Origin of the sequence: Pseudomonas sp. SWRI111 (assembly GCF_014268555.1) — a bacterium.
Classification (GTDB): domain Bacteria; phylum Pseudomonadota; class Gammaproteobacteria; order Pseudomonadales; family Pseudomonadaceae; genus Aquipseudomonas; species Aquipseudomonas hamedanensis.
Genome location: NZ_JABWQQ010000001.1, coordinates 816333 through 830790, shown reverse-complemented (window position 1 = coordinate 830790; position 14458 = coordinate 816333). Strand labels below are relative to the sequence as shown.

Genomic DNA, 14458 nt, shown 5'->3' with positions numbered 1-14458 from the left:
AGGATTTGCGCTATCGCCGATTCAGTTCTTGTCCAGATCGATATTCTTCGTCTCACGCAAGCAGATCATCCCCACCACCAGGCTCACCCCCGTAATCAACACCGGGTACCACAGCCCATAAAAGATATCGCCGGTGTAGACCACCAAGGCAAACGACACGGTCGGCAGGAACCCGCCGAACCAGCCATTGCCGATGTGATACGGCAGCGACATCGAGGTGTAGCGGATGCGGGTCGGGAACAGTTCGACCATCAGTGCCGCGAGCGGGCCGTAGCACATGGCCGAAATGATGATCAGCGCGACGATGAGGGCGACGATCATCGGTTTGTTGATCTGCTGCATGTCAGCTTGTTGTGGATAGCCGGCCAAGGTGATCGCGCCGCGCAGTGCCGCCTCATCGAAACCGTCCAGTTTCACGTCGCCGACACTCACTTGCACGCCGCTACCCGCAGGCGCAGCGACGCTGGAGTAGGGCAGGCCTTGCTTGACCAGGAAGGTTTTGACCTTGTCGCACGGACTGTCGAATTTGGCTTTGCCCACCGGGTCGAACTGGAAGGTGCAGGTGGCCGGGTCCGCCAGCACGGTGATGGGTGCCTGACGGCTGGCCAGGTCGATCGCCGGGTTGGCGTAGTGGGCCAGGGATTTGAAGATCGGAAAGTACAGCACGGTTGCCAGCAGCAGGCCGAGCATCAGCACCGGTTTACGCCCGACCTTGTCCGACAGCCAGCCGAAAAAGATGAAGAACGGCGCACCGATCACCACGCTGACGATCAGCAGACTGTTGGCCACCGCCGGGTCCATTTTCAGGAACTGAGTGAGGAAGAACAGCACGTAGAATTGCGCCGCGTAAAAGGTCACCGCTTGCCCGGCGTTGATACTGAACAGGGCGATCAGCACGACCTTGAGGTTTTCCCATTTGCCGAAGGATTCACGGATCGGCGCCTTCGAGGTTTTGCCTTCTTCCTTCATTTTCAGGTAGGCCGGCGACTCGTGCAGGCTCAGGCGAATCCAGGTGGAAATGCCCAGCAGCACAATCGACAGCAGGAACGGAATGCGCCAGCCCCAGACTTCAAATTGATCGCCGGTGAAGTAGCGGCAACCGAGCACCACGAGCAGCGACAGCAACAGGCCGAGGGTGGCGGTGGATTGAATCCAGCTGGTGTGGAAACCGCGTTTGCCGATCGGCGCGTGCTCGGCCACGTAGGTCGCCGCGCCGCCGTATTCGCCGCCGAGGGCCAGGCCCTGGAGCATGCGCAGCACCACCAGAATGATGGGCGCGGCGATGCCGATGCTGGCGTAAGTCGGTAGCAGGCCGACGCAGAACGTCGCCACGCCCATCAGAATAATCGTCGCGAGAAACGTGTATTTACGCCCGATCATGTCGCCCAACCGGCCGAACACCAGCGCGCCGAATGGCCGCACGATAAAACCTGCGGCGAAGGCCATCAGCGCAAAGATGAACGCCGTGGTGTCGTTGACCCCGGCGAAGAACTGCTTGCTGATCACCGCCGCGAGCGCGCCGTAGAGGAAGAAGTCATACCACTCGAACACCGTCCCGAGTGATGAAGCGAAGATGACTTTCTGCGTCGCGTTGCTGGTCTCGGCGCTGCCTGCAGCGTCCAGCGGCTGAGCGTGTTCTGACATGTCGGTATCCCTCACAGTGATTGTTTTTGTTGTTCCACTGGTGTTGCGTGTCCGGGTGATGCGATGCCTTGAATCTGCTGCAAAAACTGTGGGAGGGGGCTTGCTCCCGAAGTGGCCGTGTCAGTCACATCAAAGGTGAATGACACTCCGCTTTCGCGAGCAAGCCCGCTCCCACATTGGAACTGTGTACAGGTTTAGCCAATATGAGTTGTGCAGCCTTCTCGGCAATCATCAGCGTAGGCGAACACGTGTTGCCCGAGGTGATGGTGGGCATGATCGACGCATCGGCAATGCGTAAACCGGGCACGCCGTGCACGCGCAGTTGCGCGTCGACCACGGCGTCACCGTCATTGCCCATGCGACAAGTGCCGACCGGATGAAAAATCGTCGTGCCGATTTTTGCCGCCGCTTCCTGCAACTGGGCGTCGCTTTGCAGGCTGTCACCCGGCAGATACTCGACCGGTTTGAACGGTTGCAGGGCTGGGGCGCTGACGATGCGTCGGGTCAGGCGAATCGCATCGGCTGCCACGCGCAGGTCTTCCGGATGGCTGAGGTAGTTGGGCTGAATCAACGGCGCCGCTTGCGGGTCCGTCGAACGAATCTCGATACGGCCCCGGCTCTTCGGCCGCAGGTCGCACACTGACGCGGTGAACGCCGGAAAGCTGTGCAGCGGCTCGCCAAAGCGCTCCAGTGACAGCGGCTGCACGTGATATTGCAGGTTCGCCGATGACTGCTCCGGCCCGGAGCGGGCGAACGCGCCCAACTGACTTGGCGCCATCGACAGCGGCCCGCTGCGGTCGTACAGATAACGCAGGCCCATGCCCATTTTGCCCCACACGCTGCCGGCAATCTGGTTCAACGTACGCGCGTTTTCCAGCTGGTAGATCAGGCGCAGTTGCAGGTGATCCTGCAGGTTGCTGCCGACCCCCGGTAACTCATGGATTACGCCGATGCCGAGGCGTTCGAGCAGCGGCCGGGGGCCAATCCCCGAGCGTTGCAAAATGCTCGGGGAGCCGACGGAACCGGCGCACAGGACAATCTCCTTGCGCGCCTTGAACTGCTTGATCTGGCCTTCGTGACGAGCGCTGACTTTCGAAGCACGGCCGTTCTCCAACAGGACACGATCAACCTCAACCCCCGTCAGCACGGTCAGGTTCGACCGGCCACGCACGGGTTTCAAAAATGCCTTCGCCGCGTTCCAGCGCACCCCAGCCTTCTGATTGACCTGAAAGTAGCCGCAGCCTTCGTTGTCGCCCTGATTGAAGTCATCGATGCTGGCAATGCCGCTTTGTTCGGCAGCACTGCGAAACGCATCGAGAATCGGCCACGACAGGCGCTGTTGTTCCACGCGCCACTCGCCGTTGGCGCCGTGAAACTCAGCGGCGCCGGCAAAGTGATTTTCGCTCTGTTTGAACAGCGGCAGCACGTCCTTCCAGGCCCAGCCCGGGTTGCCCGCAGCGGCCCAACCGTCGTAGTCGCTGGCCTGGCCGCGCATGTAGATCATGCCGTTGATCGATGAGCAGCCGCCGAGCACCTTGCCGCGTGGATAGCTCAAGGCGCGACCATTGAGGCCCGGTTGTTCTTCGGTTTTGAAGCACCAGTCGGTGCGTGGATTACCGATGCAGAACAGGTAACCCACCGGGATGTGGATCCACGCATAGTTGTCGCGCCCGCCGGCTTCGAGCAGCAACACGCGATGCCTTGCATCTGCGGACAGCCGATTGGCCAGCAAACAGCCGGCGGGGCCGGCGCCGACTACGATGTAGTCGTAATCATCGAGGGACGTCTGCATGCCCTGACCTCGTTTTTGTTTTTATTGTCGGACACTCTAGTTGTTAGCTTTCGTCAAAAGAATGTTAGTTTTTGCGCAGCCGCTGTGCGTTTTCAAACAGCGCTCCCAGACGATAGCCGACAAGGACACGCCATGTTCGACTGGAACGACCTGAGGTTTTTTCTCGAACTGCAACGCAGCGGTCGCTTGCTGACGGCAGCGCGTCGTCTCAACACCACTCACGCCACTGTCGCCCGGCATATCGAGGCCATCGAAAAAAGCCTCGGCACCGCACTGTTCGTCCAGCATGCGCAAGGCTACGAAATGACCCCGGCGGGGGAGGCGCTGCTCAAACATGCCGAAGCGATGGAAAACGTCGCGTTGCTGGCCCAGGAAGAGATCACCCAGTCGACGGCGCCACTGGGCAAGATTCGCGTCGGCGTGACTGAAGGGCTGGGCATCAAGTTCCTTGCCAGCCGCATGATCGGCCTGTTCGAGCGCTACCCTGGGCTGGAGGTGGAACTGGTCGCCGTGCCGCGGTTTGTCAGCATCCTCAACCGCGAAGCCGAGATCAGCATTCACCTTGAGCGTCCCGCCGCCGACATGCTGGTCACGCGCAAACTCACCGACTATCGCCTGGCGCTGTACGCCAGTCGGGCCTATCTCGATCAGGCGCCGCCGCTGCAAAGCCGCGAAGATCTCGCGCGGCATGCATGGATCGGTTATGTGGATGATCTGCTGTTCAGTCAGGAGCTGATGTTCCTCAACAGTTTCTGCCGCAGCCCGCGCGTGGTGTTTCACAGCACCAGCGTCATCGCCCAGCAGGAAGCGGCGCGCTCGGGATTGGGGATCGCAGTATTGCCGTGCTACATGGCCGCGTCCGACCCGGATCTGGTGCCTTTGCTGCCGGATGAGAGCATCGAGCGCAGTTACTGGATCAGCACGCGGCGCGAACTGCACAAGTCGGTACGGCTGCGGGTGGTCTGGGATTATGTGGTGGGACTGTGCGAAGCGGAGCAGGGCCTGTTACGCGGTTGACCGGATACACCGAAATCCCCCCTGTGGGAGCGGGCTTGCTCGCGAAAGCGGTGTGTCTGAAACGTAAATGTCGTCTGACCCACCGCCTTCGCGAGCAAGCCCGCTCCCACAGGGCTATCTGTCGTGGCTGCTTCCGTGGGTTGATTAATATATGGATATCCGTATATTCGATTCCCCGCATATTGCGAGCCGCACCCCATGATCACCCCCACCGAAGTCTTCAAAAGCCTTGCCGACGAAACCCGCGCCCGCGCGATTCTGCTGATCGCCGAGCAAGGTGAACTGTGCGTCTGCGAGCTGATGTGTGCACTCGACGACAGCCAGCCGAAAATCAGCCGCCACCTCGCGCTATTGCGCAGCAACGGTTTGCTGCTCGACCGCCGTCAGGGCCAGTGGGTCTATTACCGGCTCAACCCGCAGCTGCCGGCGTGGATCGGCGAGATCGTGCGGGTGACATCAAAGGCCAACGGTGATTGGCTCAAGGACAATGCCGCGCGCCTGCAACACATGGATGGCCGTCCCGTGCGCGAACGCGCCTGTTGCTGAATCTTTAACTTTTACGGAGCGCATCGATGCGAGTTCTGTTCATGTGCACGGCCAACAGCTGCCGCAGCATTCTTTCCGAAGCCATGTTCAATCACCTGGCACCCGCTGGGTTCACCGCGGTGAGTGCTGGCAGTTTTCCCAAAGGCCAGGTTCTGCCGCGCAGTCTGTTGACGCTGCAAAAGAACGGCATCGCCATCGACGGTCTGCACAGCAAAGGCAATGACGCCTTCGAAAACAATCCGCCGGATATCGTCATCACCGTCTGCGATAAAGCGGCTGGCGAGACTTGCCCGGTGTACTTCGGCCCGGCTCTGAAAGCGCACTGGGGCCTCGAAGATCCGTCTGATGTCATCGGTGACGAGGCCGCAATCGAGGCAGCATTCCACGCCACCTTGATGCGCATCGGCCAACGCTGCCAAGCCTTCCTCGATCTGCCTTTTCACTCGCTCAGCCGCGAACAACTGAAGGTCGAACTCGACCGCATCGGCACGCTTTAAGGAGGCCCCATGTCAGACGCTTTGCCCAACCTCGACGCAACCCTGTTCGACGCGACCCAGCCATCGGCACCGGGCGAACACAAACCGCGCATCCTGCTGCTGTACGGCTCGACCCGCGAACGCTCGTTCAGCCGTTTGCTGGTCGAGGAGAGCGCCCGCCTGCTTGAGCACTTCGGCGCCGAAACCCGTATCTTCAACCCGTCCGGTCTGCCCCTGCCCGATGACGCTCCCGTCGACCACCCGAAAGTCCAGGAACTGCGCAATCTGGTGCTGTGGTCGGAGGGGCAGGTGTGGTGCTCGCCAGAACGCCACGGCGCCATGTCGGCGGTGTTCAAGGCGCAGATCGATTGGGTCCCGCTGGAACTCGGCGCCGTGCGCCCGACCCAGGGCAAAACCCTCGCGGTGATGCAAGTCTGCGGCGGCTCGCAGTCGTTCAACGTGGTCAACCAGCTGCGCGTGCTGGGCCGCTGGATGCGCATGTTCACCATCCCCAACCAGTCCTCGGTGCCCAAGGCCTACATGGAGTTCGACGAAGCGGGGCGGATGAAGCCGTCGCCGTTCTATGACCGTGTGGTGGATGTGATGGAGGAACTGGTGAAGTTCACCGTGTTGCTGCGAGGGCAACAGGCGCATCTGGTAGATCGCTATTCCGAGCGCAAGGAAAGTGCCGAGCAGTTGATGGCGCGGGTCAATCAGCGGTCGATTTGACTGCCAGACCACAGGCAGGCTCGGTTCCCCTGTGGGAGCGAGCCTGCTCGCGAATGCGTCAGCCCATTCACTGCCAGATAAACAGAAAACACCCCTTCATGTTTAAACAGCGTGCCAGTAATCAGCAACGGGCTACAACGCCTTGCGCCGTTACCTACGACTAAGCCAGAATCCGCCGGCTTGTGCGTCTGCCACGCCCTCCGTAACTTGGTTCCCGTCACTGCCATCAGTGATCGGGTCTGCAAGCCCGCCGGAAAATCAGACGCATAGCCCTGCCATAGGACGCTCGTTCGTGTCCGCTTAATGGCGGCTCTGTGCGGGAGACCTTCGGGTCTGCCGGGTTCCTGATTTCCCGGTCTTGCAGACCCGCACATAGCTGCCACCCATCATCTGCAAGTGATGGGGGTCGCTTCATATGAAGAATCAGGAGTTTCACCATGTTCAAAGTCACACCCAACCCGCCACAAACAGATCCGGCATCCCCCTACGAATCCCTCGATTCAAAAAAACTTCACGAAGCCGCCGAACGCGCCCTCGACCACCACCTCGGCCCCGCCGACATCCTCGCCAGCACCCGCGCCCCGGAACCGATGTTTCTCGCCAACCCGCAATACGACACCGAATCACTGCTCGCCAACGCCAGTGAATCACTCGGCTCGGCCACCACCATGCTCTACGACTTCGCCGCGCTGCTCGACAACCCGCGCCGCAAAACCCTGCTGGGCATCGCCCAGGTCGTGATGCTTGGCGAAATCGCCGTGAATCAGGCACTGGATAACGTCGAAATCGCCAAATAACCGCTAACGCGACGAGGGCGAACCCTCGTTGCAACCCACAATGCTGCCACGGCTGGCACACAGCCACGGCTTGCACCGCCCGGCTCCGGCTGTCACCCTTCGGGCCGTTCTTCAAGGATCAGAACAAGGAATCAAGGATTGAGTGGTTACGTTCCAAACCCGCCGAAAAATACCGCTACGAACAAGCCAAACCCGTCGATATTCATGCCCAGCGTTGGGCGGAGTATGAGAAGCATGGGAGAGAACCTGCGCGCGCGCCTGAGAAAATTGGCATCGCGCTGAGGATCGGGGTGTTCTTTGATGGGACGGGCAATAATGCGAACAACTCTGCTGCGGGGTTGTTGTGTGGTGCGCAGCATCCGATTGCTCCCAAAGACATTGATGCCAGCTGCAAGCCGTATATGAGCGATCCGGATAGCAGTTACGGTAATGACGTGAGTAATGTAAAAAGACTCAGTGATTTGTATGACGCTCCTGAAGTTGCCGAAGGCGAGGGGCTGCGAAAGCAGGCATTTCGTATGGTGTACGTCGAAGGTATCGGCACCCGATCAGGCGAAAAAGACAGTACCTTGGGAGCTGGCGCCGGGCGTGGCGAGACAGGCGTCGCCGGGCGCGTTCAATCTTCGTTTGTATTCATCGAACAACGTATCAATGAAGTGTTAAACGAAAATCCGGATAGTGAAATTATCTCGTTGACCTTCGACACCTTCGGTTTCAGCCGTGGCGCGGCAGCCGCCAGGCACTTTGCCAATGAAATCGTGCGTGGCAAACAAGGCCCTCTGGGCGAAATCTTGCGCAGCAATTCTGATCTCTTCAGTTCGTCCTTCATTGATCAATACCAACGCGACATCAATATGGGCTTCATCGGCCTGTTCGACACGGTTCCGTCAATTGCTGGATGGTCCAATTTGGGCAACATCAAAAGCCCTGTCGCAACAGGTATCAGGCTTTACCTGGACCGACGTTTTTTTACTAACGTTGTCCATCTGGTTGCGCGTGACGAATGCAGAGCTAACTTCGCTCTCAATCGCGTGGGGATGGATCATCCAGAAATTGTCCTGCCCGGAGTGCATTCCGACATAGGAGGCGGTTACTTGGATGACGCTGAAGAGTGCGTACTCATCAGTCCGATGCAAACTCTGGAGGTGCCCATGAATACTGACGTCGTCACAACATCGATCTACCAGGATGCGATGAAGGTGAGAAGTCAGTGGCTAAGCAACGGCTGGCCCTCTGAAATGTTGGAGATCGTGACACCACCCGCACTCATTATGCCGATCAATCCACAGGATCGATTAGGCCCACGCGTAAAGCGGGTCTATGCCGCCGTGCAGCTAAAACGACCGGTGAGCGGAATGCTGGCAAGAGTTTGCCTGCGCGTGATGCATCAACAGGCAAAGACCAAGGGAGTGCGTTTCAATGACATTCCCGAGACTCCTGCGGTTGCCATTCCGGCGGAGCTTAAACCCTTGTGCGATCGATTTGTCTCTGGCGACTACAGCACCACGCTGCAAGAGGAGCAAATGCTCAAACTCAAGTACATTCATACTTCCGCCAACTGGAACCACCCACTTGGACGAAGAGATGGCGGCGGATTGCGCGCGGTATATATCAACGCTCCTACGGCAGATGCAATACGAGTAAAACACCCGCACGTACCTGACTGGACGCTTTGGTAATGAAATTATTCGCAACCTTACTTTGCACATTGTTTGTGGCTGGTTGTCATGCCGACCCGCTTTCGGCAAAAAACGATCCCAAATCGCCATGGTGGGAACTTGGCTTTACCGAGCCTCGCTACATGAAAGTCTGGGTTGAGGACACCTCTGTCGAAGACATCAAAGGAAAGACGCTCCTGCACACCGGCGAAGGATCCGCCTCAGGCGGGCAACCAGAGGACGGAACAGAATCTGCGCGAGGCTGGCACGGCTTGGGCAGCTCCGCGAAAGCGGTGGTAGGCGCTGATCTTCCTAAACGAATCTTCGTTCGGTGGCAATCCATCGTAGAGCCCCAGACCTATAGTGTTTGGATCGATATACCCGAAGAGGCCCGACAATTAATGGTGACCTCAGTCAGCCAACGCTGCTCGAAAACTCCGGAGAAAAGAGCTACCTATATATCTTCGGTTTACTTGGGCCTGGCTCCTGGTGGTGTCGTTCAGGTCTGGGTAAGGGACGCCTGTCATCATCCGGTGAAAGTCGCCAGAGCTCAGGCCGAAATCGAACCGTTGGGGCCAAGTCAGGGGGAAACTCAAGGGCGATATGCATATCCGATCAGTGAAAAATCCAAGCGGTATATCGAGAAATTTGGCATCCCATACGGGAGTTGGTGAGCCGCAGGCAAATCCGCGAATAAGCATCATCATGGCGTTCATCATCACAAATACCTGAGTGACCAGCCTTTCAACTCACGGGCACAGCAAACACCGCACTGGCGCGCGCAACTGTTCGCTCACCGACATGCAAACTGACGGCGGCAAACGCCAGTTGACGTCCTTTCCTGGAAAACTCAAGACGCACCACCAGCCACTCATCGATTTGTACTGCGCCAAGATAATCAAGCGTCATGCTCGCCGTGATCAATGGCTGCGGAGGGTCGCTGGAAAAGGCCATGGCGTAGCCCATGCCGACATCCGCTAACGTCGCCAGTACACCGCCATGCAAGGTGCCCCGGCCATTGGCATGTCGTGAGTCGGTCAGCAATCCCAGCTCCAATTGCAACCCATGGCCCTTCGCGTAAATCGGGCCAAGCAAATCAAGCAACGGACTGGAGCGGGTAAACGGAGCGAAACCCTCGGGAATTGCTGTGGTGTTCATGATCGTCCCCTCTGCTGGCGATTAGCTGGTTTCATCGACTGGAATACGTCGATTCAACACGGGTTTATGGGTAGTCGCGCACTGACGCAAGCGCTATACGTATGGGGAATTGGTAGCGATAAGTCATGTGCCCTGAATGGGCGGCGCGCAAGCAGGGAGCTACGTGATGGAAGTTCAGATTCGAAACGCGACGAATGCGGATGCGCCGGCTATCAGTAGAACGATCGTTGACGCGCTGCGTGAATCAAATGCCCAGGACTATTCATCCGACATCATCGATCAACTGGTTCAAGATTTTTCGCCAGCAGCGGTCCTCCACCGAATGGCTGGGCGTCACGTGCTCGTGGCTGTTACCGACAGTTGTATCGTCGCCACGGCCAGTCTCGATAACAACGTTGTTCGCAGCGTGTTTGTCGACCCGATTCATCAAGGAAGGGGGATTGGAAGGCACCTGATGGAGAGGATTCAATCAATCGCCCGGGGCACGGGTCTAGAGGTTCTTTACGTTCCCTCATCAATCACGGCAGAAGGCTTCTACGCTTCGCTTGGCTTTAAAAAGATCCGCGACGAATTCCATCAATCGGAGCGTACGATCGTCATGGCGAAGACATTGAAACGGTGCGACGACGCTTGAATGATGATCGCTATAAGCGCCTACCCGTGACGTCGGCTCGTGGCCGTCACCGCTTACATTCGGTGATGTTCCAGCAAGAAATCCACGAACAACCGCACCCGCGCCGGCATTGCCAAGCCACCCACGAACACCGCGTGAATCGGCTCCTGGTCGCCGGGGTTGCAGTCTTCGAGCAGCGGTATCAAGTCGCCGCGCTGCAAATCCTCTCTCACGCTGAACTCGCCAATGCGCGCAATGCCGGCACCAACTCTGGCAAATTGGGCCAGTGCTTCACCACTGGAGCATTCGATGTTGCCATTGACCTTCAGCGAGAATTCTTTTCCGTCGCGGACAAACGGCCAGTCGGGTTCGGCACGCCGGAAATTGAAGCGCAGGCAGTTGTGCTGGAGCAGGTCCTCCGGTTCGTTTGGGGTGCCGTGCCGCCGCAGATAGTCGGGCGACGCCACCACGACCTGGCCGGTGTGGCCGATCCGGCGTGCGGTTAGGGGGCTGTCAGGCAGGTGGCCAAAGCGCACCGCCACGTCCGCCTGGCCTGCGAGAATGTCGACCACTTCGTCACCGAGGCTGAGGTCAACGACGATGTTCGGGTAGCGCGCGCTGAAGTCGGCGACCAGCGGAACGATCGCCAGCCTGCCATGGCCAAGTGCGGCGCTGACCCGCAACCGGCCCTTGGGCACGCCCTGATCGGCGATGGCTTCTTCGACCTCGTCCATGTCGGCCAGAATGCGCCGCGCGCCACGCAGGAACGCCTCGCCCTCGGCGGTGAACGTGAGCGCGCGGGTGGTGCGCAACAACAAGCGCGTGCCGAGACGTTGTTCGGCGCGGGCAATGATCCGGCTGACCGCAGAGGGTGTCAGCCCCAATGCACGCGCAGCAGCCGACAGGCTGCCTTCCCGGGCCACGGTTACGAATACGCTCATTTCACCTGACCTGCCGTTGAAGTCCATTTGTGCCTCTTGCGCAAAGGTGATTGCCAAAATCGCTATCTACCGCCTGAAAACGATGGATCGTAGCATTGGCGGCATAGATGAGGAGATTTCCATGCATATCAATCCACCCCTTGTTGCACTCGCCATCGGTGCCTTTGGCATCGGCGTGACCGAGTTCGCGCCCATGGGCATGTTGCCCGGCATCGCGGCCGATCTCGGCGTTTCCATTCCTGCTGCGGGTCTTTTGGTCAGTGCTTACGCCTTGGGCGTACTGCTCGGCGCGCCGCTGATGACGCTGACCACCGGCAGGATTCCCCGGCGCTACCTGCTGATCGGACTCATGGCGATTTTCACCCTGGGCAATCTGATGTCAGCCCTGGCGACCGATTACTACAGCCTCATGATCGCCAGGGTGGTGACTTCACTGAACCACGGTGCGTTCTTTGGCGTTGGCTCCATTGTCGCCGCCAGTGTGGTCGCGCCAGAGAAACGTGCCGGCGCCGTCGCGGCGATGTTCATGGGCCTGACCCTGGCGACCATTGGCGGTGTACCGCTGGCCGCCTGGTTTGGCGAGCTGTTCGGTTGGCGCACGGCATTTTGGGGGATTACCGGCCTCGGCGTGTTGACCATGGCTGCCTTGTGGTTCGCCCTGCCCAACTTGAAGGCACCACAAAGTGTGGGTGCGCTGGCGGAAATTCGCGTACTGGGCCGAGGGCCGGTGCTGGCAGCGCTGGCCCTGACCGTCGTCGGATCAAGTGCCATGTTTACCGTCTTCACTTACATCGCACCGATTCTCAGCAGCGAGACCCACGCTTCCACTGCTTACATCACCGCCATGCTGGTGCTGTTCGGTGTGGGGTTGACGCTGGGCAACATGTGGGGCGGCAAGGCTGCCGACCGCTCGATCGATCGCACCCTGATCGTCTCGCTGAGTGCGCTGATTGTGGTCTTGCTGGCGTTTACGCTCCTGATGCGCTGGCCGCTGCCAGCCGCTGTTGCCATCCTGATCTGGGGTATCGCCAGCTTCGCCCTGGTGCCGCCGCTGCAGATGCGAGTGATGGACGCTGCCAAGGACGCGCCCAATCTCGCCTCTGCGGTGAATATCGGTGCCTTCAACTTTGGCAACGCGATCGGTGCGGCGCTGGGCGGAGCGGTGATCAACGCCGGGTTGGGTTATCCGTCAATTTCCCTGGCCGGCGCGGCGATGGCGGCTCTGGGCCTGCTGATGGTATTGGCTTTTGCCTGGCGCTCCAGAACACGCACTGCGGCAGTGGCGTGACGACGAGGGGGAGTGGGGGCAACCTTCACTCCTCCTGATAGGCCTCAGGTCAGAACGCTGAATGCGGCGTTAGCCAATACCTCGCCATTCACCATCACCTGCACAGCATGTCGCCCGGCAAAATGCTTGCGCGTCGTAAAGTCCTTGATCTGCTGACTGCGCTTCACGCGTTCCTCGCCAAACCCCAGCAACGCCAACGTCTTCAACTTGAACACCTTCCTCGAAACACTGCCATTCGCCTTTACATAGTCAATCGCATAATCAATCACCAACTTCTGCTCATGCGCCACCATCGACTTGACCCTGAGCGATAAAGTAATTGTCTCGCCCAACCGAACTGCCGTCGGCGTGACCGTAAAATCCAGCAACTGAACTTCGGCCTTCGCCCCCGCGCCAATGATCGTCAGCGCCCGCAGGTCGCCCTGCTTGATCAAACTGCGCAACGCATGCCTGGCGATCCAGGCCGTGTGCCTGTTCTCCAGCGGCCACCCTTCAACCGCATTCAGCACCCACTCCGGATGCACCTTGGTTATGTCATTCAAGTGATTCGCCACGGACTTGCGCACATACAAACTCTCATCCGCTTTCAGTCGATCCAGTATCCCGGCGGCCAATTGCGGATTCGCCTGCACCGCCTCCAGGCGAAACGACCAGGGCAGGCGAGGGCGGCTGCCTTCGCTGGCGAGGCGGCGGACGTGGTGGTTTTCGTCTCGGGTCCAGTCGTGCATCAATTCCAGCGAGCGTTCAAGGTCCGTGCGCAGAAAGTGGCGGATGGCGAATTCAGAGGAGCCGAAGGTGGTGAAGTACTTCAGGGCTTGCATGGACGTTTCGAACGCATGCCCGCCGTAGCTGGCGACGTAGTGCGGCAGGCACATGCTGACGAATCCGCTGTTCAGCCGTGGCGCGAGTGCGCGTAGTACATCGAGGGAGTCTTCGTAATTCAGCGGCAGCACGGCGTGCAGGCTTTCGGCGACGCGGGCCATGCGTTGCATTACCGATAGCTCGGCCAGGCCGTGACTGGCATGCTTGAGGAACGCCTCGGTTTTAAACGCCGGGTAGACGGCGGCCGTCTCGGTAGCGATGTGCTGCAGACGTTCGGCGTTGAAAATCTCTTTTAACGCCGGGGCGGCGGTGTCGGTGGCGCTCATGCTCAGTTCATCGGCGTGCTGATGAACGCGCCGGTGCCTTCAGCGTAAGCGGTGTAATGGGCGATACGCGGATAGCGCGTGGCATCGATCTGATCTGGCACGACCAGTGCGGTGAAGCTCCACGCGACCGCCAGGCTGATGCCGTCCTGGGCGAGCGAGTCATCCTCGGGCAAGGCACTGTGCTCAAGTTCTTTTTCCAGTGCAGTAAATGCGGCGGCGAGTTGGCCTTCAACCCGTTCAACCCAGGGTTGATACTGAATATCGGCCGGACGCAGGTTGCGTTCGTAGTAGAGCTGCACGGATTTTTCGCACGCGGCGAGGCTCAGGCCGATCAGGCGCAAGGCTTGCGCGCGCCGGGTCAATTCAGTCGGCAACAGGCTCTTGCCGCAAGCGCTTTCGAGGTAGTCGAGGATGAGGGTGGAATCCATCAACACGAGGCCGTCGTCGAGGACCAGCGTTGGCGCTTTGACCACCGGGTTGATCTGCTGGAATTGCTCAAAATGCCGGAACACCGAGACCGACTCGTGTTGTAGGTCGATGCCCAGGCATTTGGCTGAGATCGCCACGCGGCGCACGTAAGGGGAGTCGAGCATGCCGATCAGTTTCATGACGCGTTCCTTCAAGTCGAATCGGTGGAACACATAACCTAGC

At 59.3% G+C, this 14458-nt stretch carries 14 protein-coding genes and 1 pseudogene; 9 read left to right on the top strand and 6 right to left on the bottom strand.

The window, feature by feature from the left end; translation table 11 throughout:
• Window positions 1-21: 21 nt before the first annotated feature.
• A complete protein-coding gene (locus HU755_RS03430) occupies window positions 22-1644 on the bottom strand; it encodes an MFS transporter (protein ID WP_186547835.1) in 1623 nt (540 codons plus the stop codon).
• A 124-nt stretch (window positions 1645-1768) separates the two neighbouring features.
• Window positions 1769-3436 (bottom strand): GMC family oxidoreductase, encoded by a 1668-nt coding sequence (locus HU755_RS03425; protein ID WP_186630611.1) that lies wholly within the window; start codon window positions 3434-3436, stop codon window positions 1769-1771.
• A gap of 132 nt (window positions 3437-3568) precedes the next feature.
• Here HU755_RS03425 and HU755_RS03420 point away from each other — a divergent pair, with 132 nt between their 5' ends.
• From HU755_RS03420 to HU755_RS03390, 7 genes and pseudogenes are all read left to right on the top strand, one after another.
• Window positions 3569-4453, top strand: coding sequence for a LysR family transcriptional regulator (locus HU755_RS03420; protein WP_186547830.1), 885 nt, complete (start codon window positions 3569-3571; stop codon window positions 4451-4453).
• A 198-nt stretch (window positions 4454-4651) separates the two neighbouring features.
• Complete coding sequence (locus HU755_RS03415) at window positions 4652-4999, top strand: metalloregulator ArsR/SmtB family transcription factor (protein WP_186630610.1); 348 nt, start codon at window positions 4652-4654, stop codon at window positions 4997-4999.
• A 26-nt stretch (window positions 5000-5025) separates the two neighbouring features.
• The gene (locus HU755_RS03410) at window positions 5026-5496 is read left to right on the top strand and encodes an arsenate reductase ArsC (protein ID WP_186621398.1); all 471 of its coding nucleotides are present in this window, start codon (window positions 5026-5028) and stop codon (window positions 5494-5496) included.
• Between the two features lie 9 nt (window positions 5497-5505).
• Window positions 5506-6204, top strand: a complete 699-nt coding sequence (gene arsH / locus HU755_RS03405; protein WP_186630609.1) for an arsenical resistance protein ArsH — start codon at window positions 5506-5508, stop codon at window positions 6202-6204.
• Window positions 6205-6641: 437 nt separating this feature from the next.
• Window positions 6642-7001, top strand: a complete 360-nt coding sequence (locus tag HU755_RS03400; protein ID WP_186630608.1) for a DUF6124 family protein — start codon at window positions 6642-6644, stop codon at window positions 6999-7001.
• A gap of 138 nt (window positions 7002-7139) precedes the next feature.
• Window positions 7140-8680: pseudogene (locus HU755_RS03395) on the top strand (DUF2235 domain-containing protein).
• Entirely contained in the window at window positions 8680-9333 is a 654-nt protein-coding gene (locus tag HU755_RS03390) for a DUF2931 family protein (RefSeq protein WP_186630607.1), read from the top strand. Before HU755_RS03395 ends, HU755_RS03390 begins: the two are co-directional and overlap by 1 nt.
• 70 nt (window positions 9334-9403) lie before the next feature.
• On the opposite strand, the gene HU755_RS03385 is transcribed toward HU755_RS03390, so the two are convergent.
• A complete protein-coding gene (locus HU755_RS03385; protein ID WP_186621390.1) occupies window positions 9404-9817 on the bottom strand; it encodes a PaaI family thioesterase in 414 nt (137 codons plus the stop codon).
• 166 nt (window positions 9818-9983) lie between these two features.
• Here HU755_RS03385 and HU755_RS03380 point away from each other — a divergent pair, with 166 nt between their 5' ends.
• Window positions 9984-10451, top strand: coding sequence for a GNAT family N-acetyltransferase (locus HU755_RS03380; RefSeq protein ID WP_186630606.1), 468 nt, complete (start codon window positions 9984-9986; stop codon window positions 10449-10451).
• A gap of 53 nt (window positions 10452-10504) precedes the next feature.
• Here HU755_RS03380 and HU755_RS03375 read toward each other — a convergent pair whose 3' ends face one another.
• The gene (locus tag HU755_RS03375; protein WP_186630605.1) at window positions 10505-11398 is read right to left on the bottom strand and encodes a LysR family transcriptional regulator; all 894 of its coding nucleotides are present in this window, start codon (window positions 11396-11398) and stop codon (window positions 10505-10507) included.
• 94 nt (window positions 11399-11492) lie between these two features.
• Here HU755_RS03375 and HU755_RS03370 point away from each other — a divergent pair, with 94 nt between their 5' ends.
• The gene (locus tag HU755_RS03370) at window positions 11493-12659 is read left to right on the top strand and encodes an MFS transporter (protein WP_186630604.1); all 1167 of its coding nucleotides are present in this window, start codon (window positions 11493-11495) and stop codon (window positions 12657-12659) included.
• A 44-nt stretch (window positions 12660-12703) separates the two neighbouring features.
• Here HU755_RS03370 and HU755_RS03365 read toward each other — a convergent pair whose 3' ends face one another.
• Window positions 12704-13807: a DNA alkylation repair protein gene (locus HU755_RS03365; RefSeq protein WP_186630603.1), complete on the bottom strand. Its 1104-nt coding sequence runs from the start codon at window positions 13805-13807 to the stop codon at window positions 12704-12706.
• Window positions 13808-13809: 2 nt separating this feature from the next.
• Complete coding sequence (locus HU755_RS03360; protein WP_186630602.1) at window positions 13810-14415, bottom strand: glutathione S-transferase; 606 nt, start codon at window positions 14413-14415, stop codon at window positions 13810-13812.
• Window positions 14416-14458: the final 43 nt, after the last annotated feature.

Coding starts and splice junctions, on each gene's coding strand:
- HU755_RS03390 (WP_186630607.1), top strand. CDS start 8,680: ATGAAATTATTCGCAACCTTACTTTGCACATTGTTTGTGGCTGGTTGT.
- HU755_RS03385 (WP_186621390.1), bottom strand. CDS start 9,817: ATGAACACCACAGCAATTCCCGAGGGTTTCGCTCCGTTTACCCGCTCC.
- arsH (WP_186630609.1), top strand. CDS start 5,506: ATGTCAGACGCTTTGCCCAACCTCGACGCAACCCTGTTCGACGCGACC.
- HU755_RS03370 (WP_186630604.1), top strand. CDS start 11,493: ATGCATATCAATCCACCCCTTGTTGCACTCGCCATCGGTGCCTTTGGC.
- HU755_RS03360 (WP_186630602.1), bottom strand. CDS start 14,415: ATGAAACTGATCGGCATGCTCGACTCCCCTTACGTGCGCCGCGTGGCG.
- HU755_RS03365 (WP_186630603.1), bottom strand. CDS start 13,807: ATGAGCGCCACCGACACCGCCGCCCCGGCGTTAAAAGAGATTTTCAAC.
- HU755_RS03400 (WP_186630608.1), top strand. CDS start 6,642: ATGTTCAAAGTCACACCCAACCCGCCACAAACAGATCCGGCATCCCCC.
- HU755_RS03410 (WP_186621398.1), top strand. CDS start 5,026: ATGCGAGTTCTGTTCATGTGCACGGCCAACAGCTGCCGCAGCATTCTT.
- HU755_RS03430 (WP_186547835.1), bottom strand. CDS start 1,644: ATGTCAGAACACGCTCAGCCGCTGGACGCTGCAGGCAGCGCCGAGACC.
- HU755_RS03425 (WP_186630611.1), bottom strand. CDS start 3,436: ATGCAGACGTCCCTCGATGATTACGACTACATCGTAGTCGGCGCCGGC.
- HU755_RS03415 (WP_186630610.1), top strand. CDS start 4,652: ATGATCACCCCCACCGAAGTCTTCAAAAGCCTTGCCGACGAAACCCGC.
- HU755_RS03380 (WP_186630606.1), top strand. CDS start 9,984: ATGGAAGTTCAGATTCGAAACGCGACGAATGCGGATGCGCCGGCTATC.
- HU755_RS03420 (WP_186547830.1), top strand. CDS start 3,569: ATGTTCGACTGGAACGACCTGAGGTTTTTTCTCGAACTGCAACGCAGC.
- HU755_RS03375 (WP_186630605.1), bottom strand. CDS start 11,398: ATGGACTTCAACGGCAGGTCAGGTGAAATGAGCGTATTCGTAACCGTG.